Here is a 24,989-nt window from a genome sequence, read left to right on the forward strand (position 1 = left end):
GGCGGTTCGGAGTTCATTTAATGAAGACATTTAGTGCCAAAGGCCATGAAGTCAAACGTGACTGGTTAGTGGTTGATGCCAGTGATAAAGTTTTGGGTCGCTTAGCTAGTGAGATTGCACGTCGTTTACGTGGCAAGCATAAAGCTGAGTACACCCCTCATGTTGATACAGGCGATTACATCGTTGTTACCAATGCGGAAAAGGTTATTGTGACCGGCCGTAAGTTTACCAACAAGATGTATTATCGTCACACTGGATATCCTGGTGGAATAAAATCAGATAGTTTTGAAAAATTACAGGCTAGAAATCCTGTTAGAATTATCGAACTTGCTGTCAAAGGCATGTTACCCAAAAATCCTTTAGGTAGAGAGATGTATCGTAAGCTCAAAGTATATGCAGGTAACGAGCATCCACATACTGCACAGCAACCCAAGCAACTTGATATTGAGGAATAAGTATTATGGCTGAAATGAAGCAATACTACGGCACTGGTCGTAGAAAAAGTTCAACAGCTCGTGTGTTTCTACGTCCAGGAAAAGGCGACATCAAAGTAAACGGTCGTACTTTACAAGAATATTTCTGTCGTGAAACCTCTTGCATGGTTGTTATGCAGCCATTAGAAACCGTTGATCTTGTTAATAAGTTTGATGTGTACGTTACAGTTTCTGGTGGTGGAATTTCTGGCCAGGCAGGCGCTGTTCGTTTAGGTATTGCCAGAGCATTAGTTGCTTATGATGAAACAGGATTGGCAGAAGATGCTGAACCAAATCCTAATTCTGTTCGCAGAAAACTTCGTGCACGTGGTTTGCTAACTCGTGATTCACGTCGTGTTGAAAGAAAGAAAGTGGGCTTGCACAAAGCACGTCGTGCAACTCAATACTCAAAACGTTAATCGTTTTTTGGTTAAAAAGCCCCGCCGATGCGGGGTTTTTTGTTTGGCGTGGTTTTACTACTATTAAGCCTTAATGACAGTGGGACAAGTGGAAGGTTCATTAGCTGTTCTCTAGATGCCATCTGCCCCTGACGGACACTCTTCTCCTCATAGTGAGAAGGCAAATTGAATTAACTGTAATGACGGTACCAGACTAAGGCTACAGAAATATCAGCTATGGAAAATCAAATTATTGATCCTGAGCAGGATAAACGCGATCGTGTAGATGAAGATCGCCGTCGATTTTTGTTGACCTCAACTTGTGTATTGGGAGGCATAGGGGCTCTTTGTGCTTTAACACCCCTTGTTTCTTCCTGGCTACCCAGTGCCAAAGCTCAAGCAGAAGGTGCTCCAGTACAGGTCGATGTAAGTAAATTGGAGCCAGGTGAACAGGCAGTGGTTGAATGGCGTGGTAAACCTGTATGGATAATTAGACGAACTCAGGAAATGTTACAACGTTTAACTACAGATTCATCAAAGTTACGTGATCCGAATTCGTTGACCCAACAACAACCCTCTTATGCGAAAAACGAGCATCGATCCATTAACCCTGAGTATTTAGTTCTTATAGGTATTTGTACACACCTGGGATGTTCTCCTAAATACAAACCTAATCTAGGCGATTTAGGACCTGACTGGCCAGGTGGTTTTTTCTGTCCTTGCCACGGATCAACTTTTGATCTTTCGGGTCGAGTTTTTAAGGATGTTCCTGCACCAATTAATTTAGAAGTCCCGCCCTATTATTTTCTCAATAAGCATACTCTTGTTATTGGCGAGGATAAGGCATAAATTTTTTGTGTTGGGGGTGATGATTATCGGGTAAGGGTAGGCTCTGAACATGGACACGAGAAGGAGGCGCTGCAGCGCTCTTTTTTCACAAAAGCATACGTTAGCATGAATCAATTGACCGAGCATGTCCATGTCCGATAGAGGGCAACAGGCCAGGCTCCAACAACAGGTAATAGAAAAAAGGCTAGAGTAAATGAATAGACTCCTTAATTGGATTGATGAGCGTTTTCCACTAATGAGCACTTGGAAAAATTATTTCAGTGCCTATTATCTTCCAAAAAATTTAAATTTTTTTTATTTTTTTGGTTCATTAGCTCTTGTCGTTTTAGTCAATCAATTGATTACCGGTTTATGGCTTACCATGTTTTACACCCCAAGTGCAGAACAGGCTTTTTCTTCCATAGAGTACATAATGCGTGATGTAAATTTCGGTTGGTTATTGCGTTACATGCATTCCACCGGCGCCTCCGCATTTTTTATCGTTATCTATTTACATATGTTTCGCGGGCTACTCTATGGGTCGTATCAAAGACCCAGGGAATTAGTTTGGCTTTTAGGGATGTTTTTGTATATTTTACTTTTGGCGGGTGCTTTTTTTGGTTATTTATTGCCTTGGGGGCAAATGTCCTATTGGGGGGCTCAAGTAATCACTTCGTTGTTAAGTGCAATACCCTATATCGGTAAAAGTCTTGTTGTGTGGTTAAGAGGTGATTACACCGTTGGCAATGCTACGTTGCAACGGTTTTTTGCTTTACACGTTATAGCGATTCCCTTTTTACTCCTGATGCTGGTTTTTTTGCATGTGGTTGCCTTGCATAAGGTAGGATCTAATAATCCAGACGGAATCGAAATCAAAAAGCAACTGGATGAAAAAGGCAAGCCTTTAGATAAAATTCCTTTTCATCCTTATTACATTGTGAAAGATTTAGTGATGATCATTGCTTTTCTCAGCCTGTTTTTTGCTGTAGTGTTTTTCACTCCCGAAATGGGGGGATATTTTTTAGAGCATAATAATTTTGCACCCGCTAACCCTTTAGTTACCCCAGATCATATTGCTCCGATGTGGTATATGTCACCGTATTACGCCATGCTGCGGGCTATCCCTGATAAATTATTAGGGGTAATGTGCATGGGTTTTGCTTTATTAGTTTTGTTCTTTTTACCATGGCTCGATCGCAGTCCAGTCCGTTCAATGCGTTATAAGGGTAACTATTCACGAGTTATGTTGTTTCTCTGCGTCATCGCATTTGTACTGTTGGGGTATCTAGGCACAATCCCAGTTACGCCAGTACGTTTATTTTGGGCTCGTGTGAGTACGGGACTCTATTTTGCTTATTTTATTTTGATGCCTTTTTACACTCGTTTTGAATCATCACGCCCATTGCCTGCACGTATAGGAGGGCGATAATGCATAAAAAAGCAGGCATTTTATACGTGTTGGCATGGTTTTTGGGTCTGCTTGTCAATCCAATTGTTTTAGCGCATCCCGTCAATATTAATGTTCAAGATAAGGAGAGTTTGCAAAGAGGCGCTCGTTTATTTATGAATTATTGTTCTGGCTGCCACTCTTTAAAATATTTACGCTATAATCATATGGCTAAAGGATTAGGCTTAACCCAGTTTAATGGTCGAATTAATGAAGATTTATTAAAAAATAATCTGATTTTTACCCAGGCAACAATTCATGACCCAATTCGAATTGCTTTGCCTCCGGAAGATGCAAAACAATGGTTTGGAATCGTACCTCCTGATTTATCTTTAGTTGCTCGAGAAAAAGGTACGGAATGGCTGTATGGTTATCTAAATGGATTTTATAAAGACGATGCTCGACCTTTTGGGACCAATAACCGACTGGTCCCTGATGTTGCAATGCCAAATATTTTAGAAACGATGAGCCACGAATTACCCGAAGAACAATTTAACACTAATTTAGACGATTTGGTGACTTTTCTTGCGTTCGTTGGTGAGCCAGTACAACCACTGCGTTACCACATGGGTTTCTTTGTCGTAGGCTTTTTATTGATCTTATTTCTTGTTGCACTGGGTTTAAAAACAGTTTATTGGCGAAAAATCGGCATAAAGTAACCCAAACAGGTAAAAATGTGGTAAAGTGCGAGTTTTGTGTGTGAACTTTACCTTTATCTAGGTTTTATGAATTAAATAGGAGTTGCTCATGGCAATTGTTGCGAAGCGCACTATAATGTCTTTATTTTCCGATACGGATGATGTCTACAGTCATCAGGTGCGGATTGTGTTGGCTGAAAAAGGGGTGAATGTAGAAATTCTTGTTGCAAAACAAGCTGAGCCCAGCGCTGATCTTTTATCAGTTAACCCCTACGGAACGGTTCCTACTTTAATCGATAGAGAGCTTGTACTTTATGAGCCACGTATCATTATGGAATATTTAGATGAGCGTTTTCCTCATCCACCTTTATTGCCTGTATATCCTGTTGCACGCGCTGAAACACGAAAAATGATGCACAGAATAGAACATGATTGGTATTATTTAATGAACCGTATTTTAAGGGATGATAACGCGGACCAGGCTAGAGTAAATTTATTTGAAAGCTTAACCGCGCTTGATCCTGTATTTGCAGATAAGCCTTATTTTTTGAGTGATGAATTTTCTTTATTGGATTGCGCATTAGCTCCTTTATTGTGGCGTTTGCCTCGATTGGGAATTGAAGTTACACCAGAGTTTAAAGGAATAATTGCTTACATGCAGCGCTTGTTCAAACGTGAATCGTTTCAAGCAAGTCTGACTGATGCTGAGCGACAATTAAGAGCGGCATAAACATATGACAATGACATCAAATAAACCTTATTTAATTCGTGCGGCCTACGATTGGATAGTAGATAACGAATTAACGCCTTATATCCTGGTTAATGCAGCATATACAGGGGTTCAGGTTCCCAAAGAGCATGTGAACCATGATCGTATCGTGTTAAATATTTCTCCGGCAGCAACTCGCGGTCTTTTATTAGAAAACGATCGTATTATTTTTACGGCACGATTTTCAGGAAAAACGGAACAAATTTTTGTTCCTCCTGGAGCTGTATTGGAAATTTATGCGAAAGAGAATGGTAGAGGCATAGCCTTTGCCATAGAAGATGAAGAAGAACCGCCTCCAGCAGCTTCAGGTGCTTCTAGTAGTGAATCTGAGGGCTCAACTGCTTCTAAAAGTAAGCCTTCGTTAAAATTAGTCAAGTAAATGGAAGTAGCTTGGGTGAAGACGAAGTCGAAACCCGGGAATTCTGATGCCTGGGTTTTATACACTACATCCTAGACTACAAATAAGAAACGTGTTCAAACTAAGTCCTGTTCCCAGTTTGCTGACTTGAGCCAAGACAGTACAAAGAAACAGGCCTTAATGGATTTGGAGCACAAGGTGACCATACCAGCAAATTCCCTTTATCGTTGTGAACAAATTAGATCTTGTGAACAACAAGCAACATCTTTGTTTCAATTAGATGAAAATGAATTAATGTCAAGGGCGGGAGCAGAGGCTTTTTCGCTGATAAAAAAGCTTTATCCGCATGTGCGTCACATTGCCGTATACTGTGGCGCAGGCAATAATGCAGGGGATGGATATGTGGTTGCACGTTTAGCGCATGAACATGGAATATTGGTCACAATTTACCAATGTAAGACCGTGGCTGATCTTCCTTTTACCGCCCAACATGCCGCATTAATGGCGATAAATGCTGGGGTTGAGTGTCAAGCTGCGGATGAATCCATAGATAGTGAAGCAGAATTAATTATTGATGCTCTTTTAGGGATTGGTCTGAAAGGACCTGTGCATGGCGTTATTGCATCGGCGATCCATCAGATCAATGCAAGCGGACTACCTGTTGTAGCTTTGGATATTCCATCGGGTCTTAATGCCGATACAGGAATGGTTGAAAACTTTTGTGTTAAAGCCAATACGACCATAACGTTCATTGCCCAGAAAGTGGGGATGTATACAGCCGATGGTCCAGATTATTGTGGTGATATTCATTGTTGTTCGTTACAACTTGAGCCCTGTGTGTCCAAGCTCATTCCTGCTGCCCGTCTTCTAAGCTCTGCCACTCTATCTTTACCACTTGCCGGGCGTAAAAAAAATTCGCATAAGGGAAATTATGGTCATGTTTTAATAATTGGTGGAGGTCCAGGCATGCCTGGCGCGATTAGTTTGGCCGCGAAAGCTGCGATGCGAACTGGTGCAGGCGCAGTAACTGTCGCAACTTGGCCTGATCATGCAAAAAATGCCTTATCATTAATTCCAGAGGCGATGGTGAGCGGGGTAAAAACTGCTAAAGAGTTAATGCCCCTTTTAGCTCGCGCCTCAGTCTGCATTATTGGCCCTGGCCTAGGGGAGAGTGAATGGGCTATTAACCTATTTTTGACTGCCATTACCTCACAATTGCCTATGGTTATCGATGCCTCTGCCTTAAGATTGTTATCCGAGCATGCACAAGTGGATGATAATTGGATTTTAACACCCCATCCTGGTGAAGCGGCTTGCCTGTTGTCTTGTTCGACTGATTTGATTCAGAAAGATAGATATCAAGCAGCAGCCAACATCCAACAACAATATGGTGGGGTCGTTGTGTTGAAAGGTGCTGGGACAGTGATTCAAACTGCTGAAAAAGATACTTTTGTTTGTCCTCGGGGTAATCCAGCAATGGCTAGCGCTGGCATGGGTGATGTATTAAGCGGTATTATTGCAGGCCTTTGTGCTCAAGGACTTTCTTTGGCTGATGCAGCGCAGTGTGGTGTTTGGGCGCATGCAGTTGCTGGCGACCAGGTAGCCAACGAATTGGGAGGTGCTGGATTATTGGCCAGTGATTTATTTGATGTGTTACCTCATATTTTAAATTACCCTGAATGATGATAAATAGCGAATTAGATACAGCAACATTAGATTTACCTGATGAAAAGGCAAGTCAACAGTTTGCCGCTCGATTGGCAAAGTGTCTTTGTCCTTCCTTAATCATGACCTTTAGCGGCGATCTGGGGGCAGGTAAAACCACCATTATTCGCGCCATGTTAAGGCATCTTGGGGTTCAATCTGCGATTAAAAGTCCTACTTTTTCCTTAGTAGAAAGCTACACATGCAATCATTTGACCATCCATCATTTTGATCTCTATCGAATACATCATGAAGAGGAGCTGGAATATTTAGGGTTCAGGGATTATTTTACGCAAGGGAGTATTTGTTGTATTGAATGGGCTGAAAATGCAGGAAAAGCATTGCCTAATGTGGATATTCGTTTTAAGTTAAGTATTAAAGGGGCTGGACGTGAAATGCAAATAATGGCATTGAGCACAGAGGGTAAAAGAATTTTAGCTCGCCTGGCAGGTGAAACATGATATTTCGCTCATGGTGTTTTGTTGTAATGTGTCTTTGTTCTATTGCCACATTTAGTGCTCAACTTAAGTCCATTGTATTAAAACAACAAGGAAATCAAACTTCCCTTTTTCTAACAATCAATGGACCATTTACACATAAAGTGTTCTTTTTAAATAGTCCTGAGCGAGTTGTATTGGATTTAAAGGAAACACAACTCGCTGTAGATTTAAATCAACTGGGTTTAATCAACGGGTTGGTAAGACAAGTACGCAGCGGACATTCTGATCCGCGAACTTTAAGATTAGTTTTCGAGGTCAATCAACACGTACAACTCCGATCAGCTCCTTGGAAGCCTAATGGAGCTTTTGGCGGTGTACGTGTTGATTTACTACATAGTGGACGTCTTGCTCAGCCGATTGCCGCAAATAGTCCTCCCAAGACTGCTTCGGTATTGCCACGCAAAGCCAATATAAAAAATATACAACCAGCAAAATTGCCTGTAAAAAATGCACCAAAACAGCCAGTTCCCCCTATTTTAGCAAATCAACAGCCTATTAAAGTAAGTGGCAAGCCTTCCAAGTTGCGTGATGTGATTGTTGTTTTGGACGCGGGTCATGGAGGCAAAGATCCTGGAGCTCGAGGTCCTCATCACAGCCGAGAAAAAGACGTTGTTTTGGCAATTACTTTGAAGTTAAAACAATTAATTGATAGGCAGCCAGGGATGCGTGCGGTACTAACCCGATCTGGAGACTATTATGTAGGATTGAGACAACGTCTGGATATTGCCAGAAAATATAATGGGGATATATTTGTGGCCATTCATGCGGATGCATTTAATAATCCTCATTCAAATGGTGCTTCAGTATTTGCTTTATCACAACGTGGAGCAACGAGTGAAGCGGCACGCTGGCTTGCAGAAAAAGAGAACTATTCCGAATTAGGTGGTGTAAATTTGGGTGATTTGGATGATCAGAATGGGGTAGTCCGCTCGGTTCTCATCGATTTGTCACAAACAGCGACAATTAATTCCGGATTGCAAATGGGGGGGCGTGTTTTAAGTCAACTGGGTAATTTTACCAATTTACATAATAACAAAGTCGAACAGGCGGGTTTTGTTGTGTTGAAGTCAGCTGATATTCCTTCCATTTTGGTAGAAACAGGTTTTATTTCAAATCCCATAGAAGAACGTAATTTAACCAACCCCAGTTATCAAGCGCGTTTGAGTCAGGCTATTTTTCAAGGTATTAAAGGATACTTCTGGGAAAACCCTCCTCATGGATCTCGCATCGAGGCAATGACAACCAATAATGTCCATTTAGTCCGTGCGGGAGAAACCTTACCCGCCATCGCCGCACGCTATCATGTTTCGGTTGCAGCGCTCCAATCCACAAATCATTTACGCGGCATTACCCTGCTTAAGCCGGGGCAGAAATTGGTGATTCCTCCGGCATGGGCATAAGAATTCAGCAACTACCACCGCTTATCGCCAATCAAATTGCTGCGGGCGAAGTCATAGAGCGACCTGCATCGGTAGTCAAAGAACTATTGGAAAATTCTTTTGATGCGGGTGCTAACACTATAAGCATTGAAATAGGTTATGGCGGCCTGAATCAAATTAAGATTAGTGATAATGGAGCAGGAATCCATGCAGAAGATTTACCTTTGGCAATTGCCGCGCATGCGACCAGTAAAATTAATTCACTGGATGACTTGTATGCGATTGATAGCATGGGATTTCGTGGTGAAGCATTGGCCAGTATTGCTTCTGTAGCAAAAGTTACAATTAGTTCTAAACCGGAACAGCAAGAAACGGCGGCAATGTTACGTGTACAAGGTACAGAACGATCTATTTCTCCCTGTGCGCGCAGTGTAGGTACAACAGTAGATGTGGTTGATTTATTTTTTAATGCACCGGTTCGAAAACGATTTTTAAAAAGTGAAAAACTGGAGTTTCAAGCAATAGAAACTGTAGTGAAACGTTTTGCTTTAAGTGCGCCTAAAATTGCGCTTACGCTCAAACATAATGGAAAACAAATTTTATCCTTACCTGCAGCGACAAACGAACAAGCTTGCTTAACACGTATAACCCGGATATTGGGTCATGCGTTTATTAAAGATTCTATTTTTCTTGATGTTGAACATGGGGCAATGAAACTCACTGGATGGATAAGTGGCCCCAATTTTCAGCGCAGCCAGAATGACCGACTGTGGGTATATATTAATCAGCGCATGGTAAAAGATAAGTTGGTAAACCAGGCGCTAAAACAGGCTTATGATGGTTTGTTACATCCTGGACGATTTCCTGCATGTGTGCTGTACTTCACGATGAACCATGCGGAGGTGGATGTGAACGTACATCCAACCAAGCATGAAGTACGCTTCCAGCAACCTCGGTTGGTATTTGATTTTTTTACCTCTCAATTGAGTGCGGCATTAAAATCAAAAAATGATATTGAGGAAGCCGCTTCATATGTATTATTCCAACCCTCAGCTCAAGGTCAAACTCAAGAGATTTATGAACCCTATCCTAAATTGACTGAATTAAATAGAACGCGTGATAGTTCAGAAACTGAATTACCTTGGGTCGTTTTAACTAATAGGTACATTTTAACATTTATTCATCAGCAACCGCATGTTATAGATGTAGTGGCATTGCATCAATATCAGCTGGAAATGCAAATTTCCCAATTGGGGTTGCCTCTAGCCAGTAGGCCTTTATTGGTGCCGATTCGATATTCTCTTCCTTTAAAACTCCAAAACCACAAAGAGAATTTGGAGCAGGGCCTCAAACAGTTAGGAGTGGGGCTTGAGTGGCTGGGAGAACATGAAGTGCAGATTCGTAGTATTCCTCTTTGTATGCCCTACTTGGATTTGCGTTTGTTCTTTGATTCTGTTGCGGAATGTGGTGTAGTTCAGCAGAGCACATTAATGGACTTAATGAGTCGCTCACAAGTGTTTGATCCTGGACTGCTTAGTGTAGAGGAAAAAATGGATTTAAATGGACTGCTGTTGCGTATTTATAAAGAGGGAAATCAGCAGCTTGGTTTGTTTAAAGTATTAACAAATGAAGTGTGTAGCAAGCTAGTGGGGGCGGAGTAATCGCTGATTATAGTTATGACTTATTAATAACCCTCACTCCTACCTCTCTCCCACCGGTGGGATAGGGGATGCACATTACATTCTTTTCTCTCATGCTGGGACAAAGATAAAAATCCCTTCTTCCTGCAAGGGAGAAGGTGCACTTAAGGGCGGATGAGGGTAAAATTATGGCTGTTTTATTGAGATCTTGAATGGTTAAATTAATTTTTTGTTTAATGGGACCTACTGCATCAGGGAAAACATCTTTAGCGTGTGAATTGGTAACACGTTATCCTTTTGAAATTATTAGTGTTGATTCTGCAATGATTTATCGGGGTATGGACATTGGGACTGCCAAACCAACTCCTCAGGAGTTGCATAGTGCGCCACATCATTTAATAAATATTAAGGATCCTGTTGAGTCGTACTCTGCCGCTCAATTTTGTACTGACGCCTTATCTTTATGTGAAAAAATTTTCAAAAAAGGCAAAATTCCTCTTCTGGTAGGGGGAACGATGATGTATTTTAATGCGTTACAAAAAGGTTTATCTACTTTGCCCGAAGCGGATCCCGTTGTACGTCGCCAGTTAGAAGAAGAGGCGGCTTTATGTGGTTGGGCTGTTCTCCATCAAAAATTAGAACATATTGATCCAGAGTCTGCTGCACGTATCCATGCTCATGATACACAACGAATTCAACGTGCCTTAGAGGTATATTATTTGACCGGTAAGACATTGTCTTCATTTCTTGTTCAACCCAATGAAAAAACGGACTATCACTTTGTGAATTTTATTCTTTTCCCTGAGCAGAGGGCATGGTTGCACGAACGCATAGCACAACGCTTTGATCAGATGCTTACTGAAGGCTTTATTGATGAGGTGAAACAGTTACAGCAAAAATGGAAGCTAACCATGAACTTGCCAGCAATGCGTTGTGTAGGGTATAGGCAGGTACTTGAATATTTGCAAGATGATTTTGATTATTCCCTCATGCGTGATAAAGGAATTGCAGCGACACGGCAATTGGCGAAACGCCAGTTAACCTGGCTTAGGCATTGGGGAGAGGCATTCTATTATGATCCACAAAATGAGGCTTTTCGCGATGAGATTATAGCGAAAATTGGGGAAATATTAGATAATCCTAGCAAACACGTATCAAAGGAACATCATGTTAAAAGTTAAAAAAGAACCAGCAAGCACAGAAAAAAATTATATAGTCCATCGTAATGAATTACCTTTGAGTTGTCCCACAAAGGATATGATTTTGTGGAATGCTCACCCTAAGGTTTATTTGCCTATTGAAAAAACTGGAGTAGAAGTTTGTCCTTATTGCGGTTCGCGGTTTGTTTTACAGAATGATTAAATCCATTTGTATTGTACGTTTATCTGCATTAGGTGATGTTCTAATGGCTGTTCCGCTCATTAGAACGTTGCAAGCCAGTCTCCCACAAGCCAAGTTGACTTGGATCATTTCCAAGCCTGCTTTTGATTTGGTGGAAGGGATGGATGGTGTGGAGTTTATTTTAATCGACAAGCCGAACAGTGTTGTGGATTATTGGCGCTTTAAAAAACAAATGAAAGGGCGTACTTTCGATGTATTACTAGCGCCACAAGCAAGTCTTAGGACTAATTTACTCTATCCCCTGATTAGAGCAAAACGAAAAATAGGTTATGACGAGCACCGAGCCAATGATGCTCATGGCTTATTTGTTAATGAACGAATTACTCCGGGCTTAGAGCATACCTTAGATGGTTTTTTAAAATTTGCGCAGGCACTAGGAATAAAGGAGCGTGTTATTCGTTGGGATTTACCTATTGCTCCTGAAGATTATGAGTGGGCGGAACAGCACCTACCTAAACAAGGCCCTATTTTAGTAATTAATCCCGCCGCCAGTAAACCGGAGCGTAGTTGGCCTATTGCTCGATATATTGATGTCTTGCAACGAGCTCAGGAGAAATGGAACGTACAAGTCGTTATAACTGGAGGGCCGATTGATTTTGATAAACATTTGGCAGAACAAATAGCCCAAGTTATCCCTGCAATAAATCTCGTTGGCAAAACGAGACCCAAACAATTATTAGCGCTCATAAGTAAAGCGACCGTTGTTCTTTGCCCTGACACGGGACCTTCCCATATGTCAACTGCGGTAAATACTCCTGTTATTGCGTTGCATGCAGTGACTAACCCGCTTATTTCTGGTCCTTATCTTTTTCAACATTTAGTGGTAAATCGCTATCCTGAAGCAGCAGAAAAAATTCTGGGTAGCAAGCGAATTGAGGATGTTTGGGGGCAACATGTACACGGTGACGAACCCATGCAATTGATTTCCGTTGATGAGGTAATGGAAAAATTAGCAGCTGTATTAGATGGCTATCGTCAATAGCAATTACATGAGCGACCGATGGCGTCAGCTTAAGTACCACGCAGCTCCTTCATATACGCCTAGTTTAGGTGAAACTCGAGTTTCGACCTTACCTAGGCTGTTCGTTAGTTGCTGCCATTGCTTGAACGCTTACCTTTTGTTTCTCAACCACTCTACTGCGGCGTTATACTTTACAGGCTCTTACTAATTTTTTTTACTGTAAGCAATCTCTAAATGATTTTCTAAATCCGTTTCAAGTGAGGGGTACTCCACGTCATTACGTCCCTCATTACAGCAGTTATTCCAAAAAGGAAATGTTGTTGATTGCTGTGGTTTTGGTCTAGTATATGGGGGCTCTTGATCACAAACAAGTTCGCTTTGATAACCAGTAGGGGTGTATTTGTGGATTTTTGCATGAGATGATTCTGTAGGCGAGCTGGCTTCCTGATATCGCTTTGCCTCTTCTTGCAAATGTTCTAGAGGTTGTTCTTTAAAGCGATAGACATTCATAAAAATCATGCATGCTTGAAGAATCATTAATGTGACGCCAACTACTGGATTAAGCGTCAAACCCACTGCAACTAAAAGCCCACCAGAAACCAAGATGGAACCGAGGTTATAAGCCAAGCTCATGGCCAGATTTTGATTTATATTGGATACAGTTTGTTTGGAGATTGCAAAAACTGAAGCGATAGGGAGTAGCATTCCTTTATGAATGACCACTCCTGCTGCTTCTTGAGTTAAAACATCACTGCTGTCCGATATTACTGCTATGCCTAAGTTGCTGACTTTAATTGCAGGCGCATCATTTCCTGCATCGCCTACCATGGCTACTTTATGCCCTTTATTCCTTAACGCGAGAATACGGGAAGTTTTTGACAGAGAATTTTCCTTTTGATCATTTTCCTCTAGAGAAGTTGGCTTGCAGCCGGCATAAACGTGTTCGATGCCAAGCGCTCTAGCATAACGAGTGGCTGTTTCTTCATCTGCTCCGGTACACAAGCAGATTTTTTTCCCCATTGCCTTTAACGTACGAATAGTACAATAGGCATCTTCACGTAGCGGATCGGTGATTACCATAAATCCAATTACAGTATTCTGACGTGCCACATAGACTACCTGATCTCCTGCCTCTAATTTAGGTTGTTTGAATTTAGCGGGAATGGAGATGTTTTTTTCTTTCATTAGCGTCATGCTGCCAATAGTATATTTTTTATTCTTTATTAGCCCAGAAACTCCAGAATGATGAGAGTCATCAAGATCCGTAACTTCATAATGGGATACGTGATGTTGATTGCTAAACGAATAAATCGCTTGGCCTATGGAGTGAGTTGATTTTTTTTCTAGGGCCGAACAATAGGAGAGGAACTCTGATTCTTTAAGTCCACTCTCATCAAATAGATAAAGTTCTTTAATATTAGGAACCCCTGTTGTAAGGGTGCCATTCAAATCAAAAATTACCGTGTCTATTTGTTCTGCGTGTTGTAATGTTTTAGCACTATTAAAGGTCACTCCATTTTCTGCCGCTTTATGCATCCCTGTTTTTACGGCAAAAGGCGTAATTAACCCTAAGGTACAGGGGCAAGCACTTACTAAAACCGATACGGCGCACTGAATTGCTATAGCGGCTGGATAAAAGAGGCCGATAATGATTCCAGAGGCCACTGCTAATGCAATTACGGTTGGGATAAAATAGGTTAAAAGTTGTTCGGTTTTTAATTCAATGGGCGCAGCTTCCAACGCCGATGCTTCTATTGCCTTATCGAGCCGTGCCAGGTAGGATTCTTTGTGATTTTTTGTGACACGAATAGCTAAAGGGTTTGCATGGTTCGCTAAGCGCATGCCAGCTACTACTTTTGCTTGCGGCGGAAAATAATGAGGAAGAGTAGCTCCTGTAATGATGGTATTGTAAATGATACTTTCATTTTCACAGGTACCATCAAGAGGTATAACTTCTCCTGGGTGCACAATAATCACATCGTCTTCATTAATCAACTCTAAACTAATTTCATCATAGCCAATAGTGTTCTGTTTTTTTACAACTTTAGGAACTCTGTCCTGAAACTTTGTGGTGCCAATTTTTTCTTTGATGGTATCTTCTATCGCAATGCCTATATGTCTAAAGCCATAAATAAGCAAGCCTGCTTCAAACATCATAGGAAGCCAAGGTACAAAGAGTGAGGCAATTGAGCAAACTATGATGGAGGCAGTACTGAGCGCAAATAAACTGTCCATAGTTAATTTTTTGCTTTTGGTCAATTTTATCCAAGCGTCATAATAGGAGTTATACCCAAGTAATAGGGTTAGTAGAGAACTAAAAACAGCAAGAGACGCCATCACAGGGAGTGAAAGTCCGCCGGTTGCAAGGCAAAGGATAAGTACAGCCACTCCTGACACGCATCCGACTGCACCAAGAAACCAATGTGAGTTAAAAAATTTTTTGATTTTATTAATGGTTTGCTTTAAGGGGGTTAATTGCTCAGCTGGTGCTTGCGGTGCGTCCTTTTTATCCGGTTGATATTCATATGTTCTACATGAAAAACCCACTTCTTCAATATGGTTCTTAAGTTCCAACCAGATTTCTTGATCGACTCGTTTTTCTTCATCATCAACTTTAATAATTACGGTTACTTTTTTAGGATCTGGCGTTGTGATGTCTGCATGAAAATGTATTAGCCTGTCAGACAGTTGACCTTGTAGGTAACTTCTAATAGTCCGACTACAACCGGCACAGGTCATCCCATCAACATAAAAAATATAGCTTCTGGATTTAGGCATATAGGCTCGTCAATTAAGAATTATTTTAGTAAGACTTGATATTTTTCTTATTGTTGTTAGGTCCTGAATTTTCTGGCTTAATTGCTCATATTTTTTGAGACAGGTCTGACTTAGTCTTTGAAAAAAAAGACGTTTTACTTAGGTTTATAAAACATCAAGCCTTAAGTTTATTAAAAAAGCAGAAAGTTATAATATGCGTGAAATCATATCATATGCATCATTTTTTGCACCATCTTTTTTAAAAGTGCTTAGGGGATTACTGGAGGTCGTCTTTGAATCGATAAGAAATTCTAAGGTCGGCGTTGAATTGATGGAGCTAAAAATGAATCAGGGTGAAATGGCTCTTTCACCCTGAAGGGATATTACGAAGTTATTGTCCTGCATTCAGATCAGCATTTGGTGCGCCAGAACGAACGCTTTGCAACAACAAGATGCTATTCGTCATTAAAAGACGCTCATGGATTTGACGATCCAAATAAAGCTGATAATTAATCTCAGCGAGTAAGATCGCAATTTCTTTTTCTACAGTAGCAGGAGCTGCAGTGTTCAGTTGAGTTATCCATTGGCTACCACCTGATTGGCCAGTACCGCTTGACCCAGTGCCAGTAGTTCCAGTGCTACCAGTGCCAGTGGTACCACCCGCACCAGCATTAGGGAATAACCGCCAAGTGGCCATATTGTATTCACTTAACGCTTGGCTCATTGGGGTCAGATTTTGACCTTGCTGACCTCCCTGTGCGTTCTGAGGGGGTGATTGAGGCATTCTTTTGGACATAATAAAGTAAAGGTTACTTATTCCTACTGAGCTTTGAGCTGCGTAGGTACGTAAGCTTGCAAGATATTTAGAGATTGTTTGTGTCGCCTGAACTTGTTGCGCAGTAGGAGCGCCGCCGCTATTGGATGAGCTAGGAATCGTCTTCTGTACCAATTGATCATAGTCATACCATTTTGGTAATTTTATAGGAACAATACTTCCGGTAACGTAACGTATAAAATTGTTAGCGAGTTGTTCTTGATTTTGCGCGGTGAGGCCATTATTGGTTCCGGTACCCACCCCAAGACTATCAGTTGAATACATTAATGGTCCAGTTAATGCGTTGCTGTTCAGCTGATTTAAAAATTGTGAAATGTATTGGCCGTTAAAAAAAGTAGTCGCATTGGGGATGTATGCTCCTATTGCATTAGCAGATACTAAAGTGCCATACAGGTAGCCGCAATTCTCAGTCATGGTAGTTGGGGACTGGTCATATTTCATACAGTAACTAATATCCGGTGTTCCTAAAATATTGAGTACCGCTTGGCTAATTGGCTCTTGTTGAAAAGATCCCTGACCTTGACTGCCACCTTGTATTTGATTGAACAATGGGTTCGCAGTGAATCCTAAGGCACTACCACCTGATTGATTCGATTGAACTGATTGGTCGAATAATGGATTCGCTGTAACTGTTGACTGGCCAGAGGAACCTGAAGAGCTCGAACCATTAAAGCCATTAAATGTATTATTAACCAGCTGATTAATCGCCGAAGCAGTCGGAATATTTGTAGGCACTAACTGAGAGAAGGGGGTTGCGGCACTTTCATTGCCTCCGCTATTCTGATTACTACCACTCGTAAACGTATTGACGGGAATCGCACCTAGATAAGTGTAAAGCATATAGGTTTGCGCCAGTTGTGCAACAGGTAGGTTAATTAGATTGTAGTTGAGTATGTAGGTTTGGGGATTTTGTGGTTGTTGCGTTACATCAAAACCCAAATAACTACCAAAATTTTGGAAATATTGGACAAGTTTTTGGGTATTATTAGACATTTGTTGTTGATTGTATAAATTGGTTGTATTATCTGCTGCAGCAGGAAAAGCAGTAAAACAAAGCAGATTAAGCAATACAAATTTGGACGACGATAATTTCATTTATTCTTCCCCTTCAAGTGCACGTAAAACAAGTTTTAGCCGGTACTGGCAAAAAACTCGCGACAACAACCTTAAACGTTCAAATACAATATTTCTTTTGAGAAAAACTCCGGCTGAATCATGACTTCCTGTACTTGTTTCTTCTGCATGGATCAAGACTCGTGAAGCACTGCCCGGATGGACCGTATCAATTGCCTGCAGCAGACGTAGGCCTCTGCCTGATTTGATATTCCCCACGATGCGAATAAACTTTTCTTCTTCGGCTAACAGCCCCATGTCTATTTTTTCTATGTCGTCAAGTTCTCTGCCTAATTGCTCCATGGCTTGCTCAAACTCTGGATTTCCATCAAGAGTCCAATCCTCCACACTTTCCATAAAAGTAATCACTCTATAGATCATAGGATCAATGTATTCAAACCAGTATTGTGCGGATGCTTCGTGGCTAAGATCTGGCATTTTTTACTCTTTCTTTACTTATAATTAGCGGATGGACGAAACCATTACTTACTACTATAGTATATTATGAAAGGTAAAAGAAAGAAGTAAAATATATGAAAAAGCGGTCAAGAATAATTAAGCTGGTTTCATCGATCCTTAATGTTCGTAGGTGGTTCGATTGGGAACGAATGAGAGCGTTTACTTTATATTTGGGAAATGGGTTTAAACGCTTATTCGTGCCACAAAAAGCACCAACCGAGGGTGAATCATTCAGTGAAGCGGTGAAGCTTCTAAATCTTAGCGATGAAAGTATACTTACGAAACAAAAATCATTGTTTCGTTTAAGTATTCTTATGGTATTAGCCGCTGTTTTAATTTTTGTATATGCTGGATATCAGCTTTTTTACGGTTCGATAAGAGCGTTTCTTGTGAGCATTATTGTTACTATGATTGCACTAGTTTTAGCCTTCCGTTACCACTTTTGGTACTTTCAAATGAAAAATCGTAAGTTAGGGTGTACTTTTAATGAATGGTATAGGCAGGGGTTGTTGGGAGAGAAGAAATGAATAAGTTGTTAGTTACTCTACTCCTCCTTTTATTTCCTGGATTGGTTTTAGCGGATAGTAGTGGCGGTGCTTTGAGTTTTGCTCCTCCTGCGAGTGATTATTCTGTAGTATTTCTTGGTAATTTATTTGGTGTTGTTGATGGTGTTTTAAGTGGTACTGGCAGCCAAATTATGGGCAACATGTTTGCCGTATTTAACGCTGCTGTTTTGGCATTGGGCGGTATCATTATTATGTATACCCTCCTGGTAGCCACCATGAATACTGCCCACGAAGGGCAGATGCTTGGGCAAAAGTGGTCCTCCATTTGGATTCCTATTCGCTCCACTGTAGGTTTAGCTTTATTGATCCCTAAGACTTCTGGTTATTGCTTAATGCAAATTTTTGTCATGTGGGTTGTTGTGCAAGGGGTTGGTGCAGCAGATAAGGTATGGAATGCTGCGTTAAGCTATTTGAATCGTGGTGGCGTTATTATTCAAGCACAACAGATAAATCCGGCCTCTGAATTGACTAATACTGGAACCACAGGGATTAGTGGTATAGCAAGTGGTGTCGTCAATATCCTTGCGGGCCAAGTATGTATGCTGGGATTGCAGACGCAACTGACGACTCAAAGACAAGCCCTGCTGGATGCCCAATCGCAAAAAACAGGGGCGTGTTACTCCGCTGCTCAAGGTTCTAGCATGCAGCAATTTTGTAATAATGTAGTTCCAGATTTCTTAGGCTCGGTCAATGCAGTTGCGGTTCAAAATGCTGCTCCAACTAGAAGCTCTTGGAGCGTTGACATGCCTAATTTTGATTCCAGTTCCCCTTATAGTTTTCTTAATGGAATCTGCGGCACCATCAAATGGAACAGTATTACCACCCTAAATTCTAATTTTGGCACCCTACTGTCTGGAAGTGCTAGTCCTAAACTGGATCAAAACGGTAATCCTGTAATCGGCAAAGATGGCCAGGTTGAAATGAATTATTTCACTGCAGGAAATAACGTGAAAGTTGGAAATAACACGTTAACTCCAGGAGAGATTGCGGCCACGCAGATGTCTCGCGCTATTGCAATCCAGCAAATGTATTCGGATTTGTCACCAGTGGCTCGGTCTATGATAACTAATTCTCCAGGAATACCGTTTAATCAAAAACCAAACCCAAGTGCTTATTCTGCAGTGGCAACGGAGCAATTCGGTGTACCCTATAAAAAAGATGGAACAGTGTGTGATAATTACAGCAGCAGCACTCCGCCAGATGATCGATGCGTGATTTGGGGGCCAGTGCCGGGATCTCCAATGGGTGGGACTTTGTTAAATGGTAATGAATTAATCAATGCGATCAATGATTATAATGGCATTATGATGCCTACGGTAAATCTATCCCGCCTGATTAACAATGCATCAGACAATGCTAAGGCCACAGACTTTATCAATAATGCTGAGCTGCAAGGCTGGATTATGGCCGGTGCTTACTTTTTTAACTTGGTGGAGATTCAGGGAACGTCATCCATTGCGAATTCAAGTCAAACCGATTCAGGCACAGGACTGGATGGAAGTACGTTTAATCCTCAGGCGATAACGAGTCCGTTTGTAATTGGCACCAACGGTACGAGTGTTACTTGTGGTCCTGGAAACATGACGGCTCAGGGTAAAGATTTTACCACATTATGTACTTGGTTTAATCAAGATAATGCTCCATTAAAAGCGGTGCAAGCGTTAATAACTTCCAGCGATACAGATAAAAAGCCTTCCTGGTCATCCTCGATGACAAGTGATAAAACGCAGTCTGCATCTACGGTATATGGTTTTATTAACAATGGATTGATGATGCAAACTCCTGGCCAACCAGGGGTACAGCAACTGACTTTTGCAAACAGCATCAACTTCAGTGTGAATACGTCATTGTATCGATTACAACGGCAAAACTTTTCTTGCGGTGAAGTAAAACCGTTCTTCTCTATTTGTTTAGGACAAATTCTTGGAAACATATTTTATAATATTATCTTGGTGACCGTATATAACCTGTTCCTTGATATCTTTGGCCAGATTATCAACAGTGTGGTTATGGCATTCCTGATGATTCCATTACAAGGAATGGCAACAATCTTCCAGCAAGGGCTTCAGATTATCGCGCAACCCGGGGTAAACCCAGTTGTTGCATTAGCCAATATGGGAAATGAATACATCAATTTTGCGGGTAACTTATGGATGCTTTTATTGAATATGGCGGTATCCAGTGCGTTAATCCCGGTATTTGGTATCTTTATCTTTGCGATGATGTCTTTGGCTATGCCGCTGGTGATCGCCTGGGTGGGGGTCATGGTTACCGTAGGCTTTACAACCGCCTATTATATTCCAATATTACCGTATATGATTTTTACCTTTGGTGCCCTGGGCTGGTTAATCTCGGTCATTGAAGCAATGGTTGCCGCACCTATTGTTGCATTGGGAGTGACCCATCCTGAGGGACATGACGCTTTTGGTAAAGGTGAGGCTGCAATCATGATCCTGGTTAATGTCTTCCTAAGACCTTCGATGATGATTATAGGGTATATATCTGCTATCGCCTTATCTTACGTAGGCGTATGGGTTCTAAATGCAGGGTATGATCAGGCTATTGCCTTTATACAACGGCCTAATCAAGACCCAGCGCATCTCGCGGCTGGATTTTGGTCGACTGGTGGTTCCGACTCGCCTTCTGGTACCGGTGGATATACGGATTGGGCGGGAATTTATGCATTCTTCTTCTCAATATTAACTTATACCTCGTTGTACTTAGTGATAATTCAAAAATCATTTACACTGATATCCTATCTGCCAGATAAAGTGTTGCGATGGATTGGCGGTACTCCTGAAAGCTTGGGTCAAGAAACCGCACAATGGGGTGAGGAAGTAAAAGGCAAGACTCAAGAAGCAGGTAAGGAAACCCAGACTGCACAAGGACAAATCGATAAGACATTGGGTGGCTATGGTGTGAAAGGCGTTGGTATGGCTAAAGGTCTTTTGGGCAAAGGCGGCGGCGGTGGCGATGTTTCTGCTCAGGGTAATGCGACTCCGAGTAGTGATACGGATAGTGGTAAAGATAAAAAAGGATCTAGTAAAGGAGCACCTAAGTCAGGGGGGCAGGAATTAGGTGGTACTGAAGCGCCTGTAACTAAGTAAAATTGCTAAAAAGGATTATCACTTTATTTCCAATGTAAAAAGTTTTAAAGCGCATTGTGATATAATTAGATACATATTAAACATAAGGTCGTTTGCATCATGCCTGAATTATCTGCTCCTAAAAGTACTACGATGAGCCAGAGCGATATGGCTCAAGATAAACTTAAAGGTTTGCAAAAAGCGAAAATAGATGAAGATCGATTTTTCCAAGAGTTATTTCTATTTTTACAAAGAATGCTGGCTTCAATTTTAAACCTTCAAGTCGATCCTAAAGCTGAATTAACTGATCTTGCTAAAGATTGTGGCTACCAAGACCTGCCTACCGCTTTAAATTCTGCAAAAAATGCACGTGGACAGTCCCCATTAACTCAAGCATTGCAAAACCAAGATTTCTCTCTGGCGCAAACCTTACTTAATTCAGGCGCAAAATATGATGTTCGATCAATGGATGAATATGATATTGCAATTAAAAGCCAGCGAGGCCAACAGGCGCTTCAACAAAAGACCATCACTCCTCCTGAGGGGGGGTATCAATCTCGTCCAGATAAATTGCATAAAGTTAAAGAATTTGGTCTGGTTCTGGGTATCGTCATGGAAAGTGTCGATAAAACGTCTTCTCAACGCGCGCATATAGGCCCTACTTATCACATGATGTCCGATGCCATAAGGGAGTATAGCCAAGGTAGTAGTAAGGAGCCTACAAAAAAAGACTTTACGCAAATTAAAGAGGCCTTCGCTTTTGCAAATAAAGAAGCCAATTTTGAATTCAGCACTCCTAAAGGAAGCCCTAAAGCAGGAGTCTCACTTTCTGAGCGAGTACAAGAAGGCAAAGTAACCTCAGTCCCCATCAATTGCAAGGGACATGCTATGGGGCTATCTTTTGTGCCGGTTGAAGGAAATCCTGATAAAACTTATTTAGTATTCACCAATCGAGGGGAGGGGGCAAAAGGAAAGTATGGAACGCAAATTTATGAGGTAAATACCAAGGATGTTACTCCTGACTTTATAAATAACGTAATGAGTGGGCACGATAAAGGGTTATCACACGGACAAGTCATGGCAGAAATCCAGAAAGTCACTCAAGGTAAAGAACCAATAAGTACCATAACTCAAAAACCGCAATCATACGATAATTGTACTATAGCAAATACCCGCGCCAACATTCATGGGGTTCTGCTATGTCAGGAAGCAAATCGCAGAGGCGGCTTTGAGAATGTGACTCAAGATGTTAAAGATGAAGTCAAAGGGCGTTATAAAGAGTTTACTAGTGATATGAGGGATAAAACAGTCCAGAAATTAGAAAAGGGAATACAAGACAATCCAGATGATCCTGATCTAAAAGCCTTGGCTAAAGGGTTTTTGCAAAAACCTAATCATAAGCATTCGGATATACTGCAATCTGCTGTTGCTGAAGAGATCCCCATGAATTCTCTCAAATCATGAATTTGCTTTATTTTTAAGAAAAAGTACTGAGCACGCATTAGCCTTTAGGTTGACAACTCGCACTAGAGAGATCAGAAATGCCTCGGATAAATTCAGACATTTCGATGGGTTCCTGGCCAATCTTTAATGCGCTACGGACAAAATTAGCCGCCTTTAATACCTCTTCCAGATTGTATTTTTTTAATTGAATCGAATGTAAATAAGCAACAAAAAATTCTGTTTTTAAATTCCCAGTGCCTTTACCCATACCCGCTAATGATGCATCGATAAAACGTACCCCGGAGTCCATTGCTGCTAAGGCATTCGCTTGTGCTAAACCCAAATTGTCATGAGCATGAAATCCAAAGGGGAAGGGGTATTTACTAGTGTATTGCTCATAAATTTTTTGAGTACGAGACGGCAATAAACTACCATTTGAATCGGCAAAATAAATGATATCGGGTTCATATTCACTGATTTTCTGGATCGAATCAGTGAGTTCATTGTCTTGGTAATAAGAAATATGCATCAGATTGACCGAAACATTCATATGGGCATTTTTTATCATTTGGATTTTAGGTAGGGCAGAAGCAAGTTCATTTTTAGCAATACAGATTCTTAATAAATCAACACCACACTCCTTTAATTCCATCAGATCATTTTGAGTGAGGTTATTTGGGAAAACCATGACGACCATTTTAGCTTTTTGTATTAACGATCGACAAAGAAGCAGGTAATCTTTTTTACACAATCCTGCTCTACCTACAGTGGTAGGAGCTAACATCTCATTACGATAGCCAATTTCAATATATTCAATGCCCGAGTTATCGAGTGGGCCAATGATTTTTTCTAAATGCATGTCTTCGAAATGGAAATTAGTGCGGTGTCCCCCATCTCTTAATGAGGCGTCTAAAAGCATGATCGAATCGTTCATATAACTCCTAAGTACGGGTACAAAGCATACCTGTTCTTAAAATTAGTATAGCTAAAATTAGAGTTGATGGAAGACTCTTTATAAAAGTAGAGAAATGACAGGAAATGATGTTAACCTAAGCAGCTAAATTTACAGAAATAACGCATGGTTCTAGATTTTTTTATGAATCTATTGCTGATATTCTTTAGCTCCAGCAATAATTAATTTGTAAACCCGCTCACTGATAATGCCCTGTTCAAACTTCGCTTTGGCATCCCAGGTCATCAGTTGGCCTTTTTGGCGTACTAACTTACGTGTAGCAGAGGTTACATCATTCGGATCGCTTTCAAGTAAAATATCTCGGACTTCTTCATCAAATACCAGATACTCTCTTAAGGCAACTCGTTTTTCGTCTACGGTAGGCACCAGTTTTTGCCAAATACATAATCGAATCGTTTCCAAAATATCAATCGTTCTTCCTAAACGTTCTTCGCCAGAGAATGAGGTGACTAAACGGCGCATGGTTTCGGCAACACCCGAGGTGTGCAACGTTGTGTATACTGGATGTCCAGTAAGAGCAGCTTCTAATGCAGCACTGATTGTTTCTGCATCCCGGCACTCACCCACCATAATTAAACGTGGCTTACGACGTAAAGCGTTTCTTACTCCATCAGCAAAGCTAGGCAAGTGACGAGGGATTTCTGACTGACTTACTACAGCGGATATGGTTTCAATTTCATCATAGACAAATTCGATTGGAGATTCATAGGTCAATACTTTACGGTTTGAATCTTCGGTTTCAATTAAGTCACGAATAATAGAGGCCAATAGGGTCGATTTACCTGAACCCGTTGCTCCTGTTATAAAAACGATTCCTTCTTGAGGAGCAATTGCTTCCAGCACATTATCGGGTAGATTCATCGTCTCAAGCCTCGGAGGCGTGGTAGGAATCGTTCTTAAAGTAATCTGGATTGCATCATGGCCTTCCACAAGACAGGCCGTTCCATTGACACGGTAACGGTATCTGACCCCGCGATTCGGACGAAATTCATAGTGAGTATCAATATCTTTACCTGAAAGAAGCTGAGTCGTGGCATTAGGACCATAGATTGCATTAATTAAATCACCAAGTTCTGTGTTGGATAAACGACGATTCGTTATGCGTAAGAGTTTTCCATAAACTTCTGCGTAAATGGGTTCTCCTGTTTGAATGGTAATATCAGAAGCATTTAAACGCTCTGTATGCTCCAACATTTTATCCATAAACAGTGGAGTAAAACGCGTTGGCTCATCGGGCATTAAATATGTTTTATTATTCATA

The 24,989-nt window shown here is 41.1% G+C and carries 22 protein-coding genes; 17 read left to right on the forward strand and 5 right to left on the reverse strand.

Features of this window, described 5'->3' with window-relative positions; translation table 11 throughout:
- The first annotated feature begins 20 nt into the window (after positions 1-20).
- The 14 genes from rplM to ACF8MK_RS07170 all read left to right on the forward strand — a co-directional run bounded on the left by rplM (position 21) and on the right by ACF8MK_RS07170 (position 12,517).
- The gene (rplM, locus tag ACF8MK_RS07105; RefSeq protein ID WP_058468779.1) at positions 21-455 is read left to right on the forward strand and encodes a 50S ribosomal protein L13; all 435 of its coding nucleotides are present in this window, start codon (positions 21-23) and stop codon (positions 453-455) included.
- A gap of 5 nt (positions 456-460) precedes the next feature.
- Complete coding sequence (rpsI, locus tag ACF8MK_RS07110) at positions 461-892, forward strand: 30S ribosomal protein S9 (RefSeq protein ID WP_028380714.1); 432 nt, start codon at positions 461-463, stop codon at positions 890-892.
- 216 nt (positions 893-1,108) lie between these two features.
- On the forward strand, positions 1,109-1,720 hold the full coding sequence (gene petA / locus ACF8MK_RS07115; RefSeq protein WP_392538730.1) for a ubiquinol-cytochrome c reductase iron-sulfur subunit: 612 nt from the start codon (positions 1,109-1,111) through the stop codon (positions 1,718-1,720).
- 193 nt (positions 1,721-1,913) lie between these two features.
- A complete protein-coding gene (locus ACF8MK_RS07120; protein ID WP_392538731.1) occupies positions 1,914-3,128 on the forward strand; it encodes a cytochrome bc complex cytochrome b subunit in 1,215 nt (404 codons plus the stop codon).
- Positions 3,128-3,805 carry a cytochrome c1 gene (locus ACF8MK_RS07125; protein ID WP_392538732.1) on the forward strand — a complete coding sequence of 226 codons (678 nt, stop codon included), beginning with the start codon at positions 3,128-3,130 and terminating at the stop codon, positions 3,803-3,805. The genes ACF8MK_RS07120 and ACF8MK_RS07125 overlap by 1 nt, the downstream gene beginning before the upstream one ends.
- Before the next feature lie 88 nt (positions 3,806-3,893).
- Positions 3,894-4,514, forward strand: coding sequence for a stringent starvation protein SspA (gene sspA, locus ACF8MK_RS07130; RefSeq protein WP_392538733.1), 621 nt, complete (start codon positions 3,894-3,896; stop codon positions 4,512-4,514).
- A gap of 4 nt (positions 4,515-4,518) precedes the next feature.
- Positions 4,519-4,932 carry a ClpXP protease specificity-enhancing factor gene (locus ACF8MK_RS07135; RefSeq protein ID WP_265703096.1) on the forward strand — a complete coding sequence of 138 codons (414 nt, stop codon included), beginning with the start codon at positions 4,519-4,521 and terminating at the stop codon, positions 4,930-4,932.
- Positions 4,933-5,091: 159 nt separating this feature from the next.
- Positions 5,092-6,594, forward strand: a complete 1,503-nt coding sequence (locus ACF8MK_RS07140) for an NAD(P)H-hydrate dehydratase (protein ID WP_392538734.1) — start codon at positions 5,092-5,094, stop codon at positions 6,592-6,594.
- Positions 6,591-7,076: a tRNA (adenosine(37)-N6)-threonylcarbamoyltransferase complex ATPase subunit type 1 TsaE gene (tsaE, locus tag ACF8MK_RS07145; protein ID WP_392538735.1), complete on the forward strand. Its 486-nt coding sequence runs from the start codon at positions 6,591-6,593 to the stop codon at positions 7,074-7,076. The genes ACF8MK_RS07140 and tsaE overlap by 4 nt, the downstream gene beginning before the upstream one ends.
- Positions 7,073-8,515, forward strand: coding sequence for an N-acetylmuramoyl-L-alanine amidase (locus ACF8MK_RS07150; protein WP_392538736.1), 1,443 nt, complete (start codon positions 7,073-7,075; stop codon positions 8,513-8,515). The genes tsaE and ACF8MK_RS07150 overlap by 4 nt, the downstream gene beginning before the upstream one ends.
- A complete protein-coding gene (gene mutL / locus ACF8MK_RS07155) occupies positions 8,506-10,155 on the forward strand; it encodes a DNA mismatch repair endonuclease MutL (protein WP_392538737.1) in 1,650 nt (549 codons plus the stop codon). Before ACF8MK_RS07150 ends, mutL begins: the two co-directional genes overlap by 10 nt.
- A gap of 191 nt (positions 10,156-10,346) precedes the next feature.
- Positions 10,347-11,315: a tRNA (adenosine(37)-N6)-dimethylallyltransferase MiaA gene (gene miaA, locus ACF8MK_RS07160; RefSeq protein WP_392538738.1), complete on the forward strand. Its 969-nt coding sequence runs from the start codon at positions 10,347-10,349 to the stop codon at positions 11,313-11,315.
- The gene (locus ACF8MK_RS07165; protein ID WP_265703102.1) at positions 11,302-11,496 is read left to right on the forward strand and encodes a zinc-finger domain-containing protein; all 195 of its coding nucleotides are present in this window, start codon (positions 11,302-11,304) and stop codon (positions 11,494-11,496) included. Before miaA ends, ACF8MK_RS07165 begins: the two co-directional genes overlap by 14 nt.
- Entirely contained in the window at positions 11,489-12,517 is a 1,029-nt protein-coding gene (locus ACF8MK_RS07170) for a glycosyltransferase family 9 protein (RefSeq protein WP_392538739.1), read from the forward strand. The genes ACF8MK_RS07165 and ACF8MK_RS07170 overlap by 8 nt, the downstream gene beginning before the upstream one ends.
- Before the next feature lie 183 nt (positions 12,518-12,700).
- Here the strand turns inward: ACF8MK_RS07170 and ACF8MK_RS07175 are convergent, their stop codons facing one another.
- The 3 genes from ACF8MK_RS07175 to icmW all read right to left on the reverse strand — a co-directional run bounded on the left by ACF8MK_RS07175 (position 12,701) and on the right by icmW (position 17,639).
- A complete protein-coding gene (locus ACF8MK_RS07175; RefSeq protein ID WP_392538740.1) occupies positions 12,701-15,274 on the reverse strand; it encodes a heavy metal translocating P-type ATPase in 2,574 nt (857 codons plus the stop codon).
- A 370-nt stretch (positions 15,275-15,644) separates the two neighbouring features.
- Positions 15,645-17,183 (reverse strand): type IVB secretion system protein IcmX, encoded by a 1,539-nt coding sequence (gene icmX / locus ACF8MK_RS07180; protein ID WP_392538741.1) that lies wholly within the window; start codon positions 17,181-17,183, stop codon positions 15,645-15,647.
- Positions 17,184-17,639 carry a type IVB secretion system protein IcmW gene (gene icmW / locus ACF8MK_RS07185; RefSeq protein ID WP_028380728.1) on the reverse strand — a complete coding sequence of 152 codons (456 nt, stop codon included), beginning with the start codon at positions 17,637-17,639 and terminating at the stop codon, positions 17,184-17,186.
- A 95-nt stretch (positions 17,640-17,734) separates the two neighbouring features.
- On the opposite strand from icmW, the gene icmV reads away from it, so the two are divergent.
- The 3 genes from icmV (at position 17,735) to ankD (ending at position 22,776) form a co-directional block, all read left to right on the forward strand.
- The gene (icmV, locus tag ACF8MK_RS07190; protein ID WP_265703106.1) at positions 17,735-18,187 is read left to right on the forward strand and encodes a type IVB secretion system protein IcmV; all 453 of its coding nucleotides are present in this window, start codon (positions 17,735-17,737) and stop codon (positions 18,185-18,187) included.
- Positions 18,184-21,333 (forward strand): type IVB secretion system protein DotA, encoded by a 3,150-nt coding sequence (dotA, locus tag ACF8MK_RS07195; protein WP_392538742.1) that lies wholly within the window; start codon positions 18,184-18,186, stop codon positions 21,331-21,333. Before icmV ends, dotA begins: the two co-directional genes overlap by 4 nt.
- A 99-nt stretch (positions 21,334-21,432) precedes the next feature.
- Positions 21,433-22,776: a Dot/Icm T4SS effector AnkD/LegA15 gene (gene ankD, locus ACF8MK_RS07200; RefSeq protein WP_392538743.1), complete on the forward strand. Its 1,344-nt coding sequence runs from the start codon at positions 21,433-21,435 to the stop codon at positions 22,774-22,776.
- A gap of 37 nt (positions 22,777-22,813) precedes the next feature.
- Here ankD and ACF8MK_RS07205 read toward each other — a convergent pair whose 3' ends face one another.
- Both ACF8MK_RS07205 and dotB read right to left on the reverse strand, forming a co-directional pair.
- Positions 22,814-23,689 carry a 4-hydroxy-2-oxovalerate aldolase gene (locus ACF8MK_RS07205; protein ID WP_392538744.1) on the reverse strand — a complete coding sequence of 292 codons (876 nt, stop codon included), beginning with the start codon at positions 23,687-23,689 and terminating at the stop codon, positions 22,814-22,816.
- Positions 23,690-23,857: 168 nt separating this feature from the next.
- Positions 23,858-24,988, reverse strand: coding sequence for a Dot/Icm type IV secretion system ATPase DotB (gene dotB, locus ACF8MK_RS07210; protein WP_028380733.1), 1,131 nt, complete (start codon positions 24,986-24,988; stop codon positions 23,858-23,860).
- Position 24,989: the final 1 nt, after the last annotated feature.

The sequence above is a fragment of the Legionella sp. 227 genome (assembly GCF_043161935.1).
Taxonomy (GTDB): domain Bacteria; phylum Pseudomonadota; class Gammaproteobacteria; order Legionellales; family Legionellaceae; genus Legionella; species Legionella sheltonii.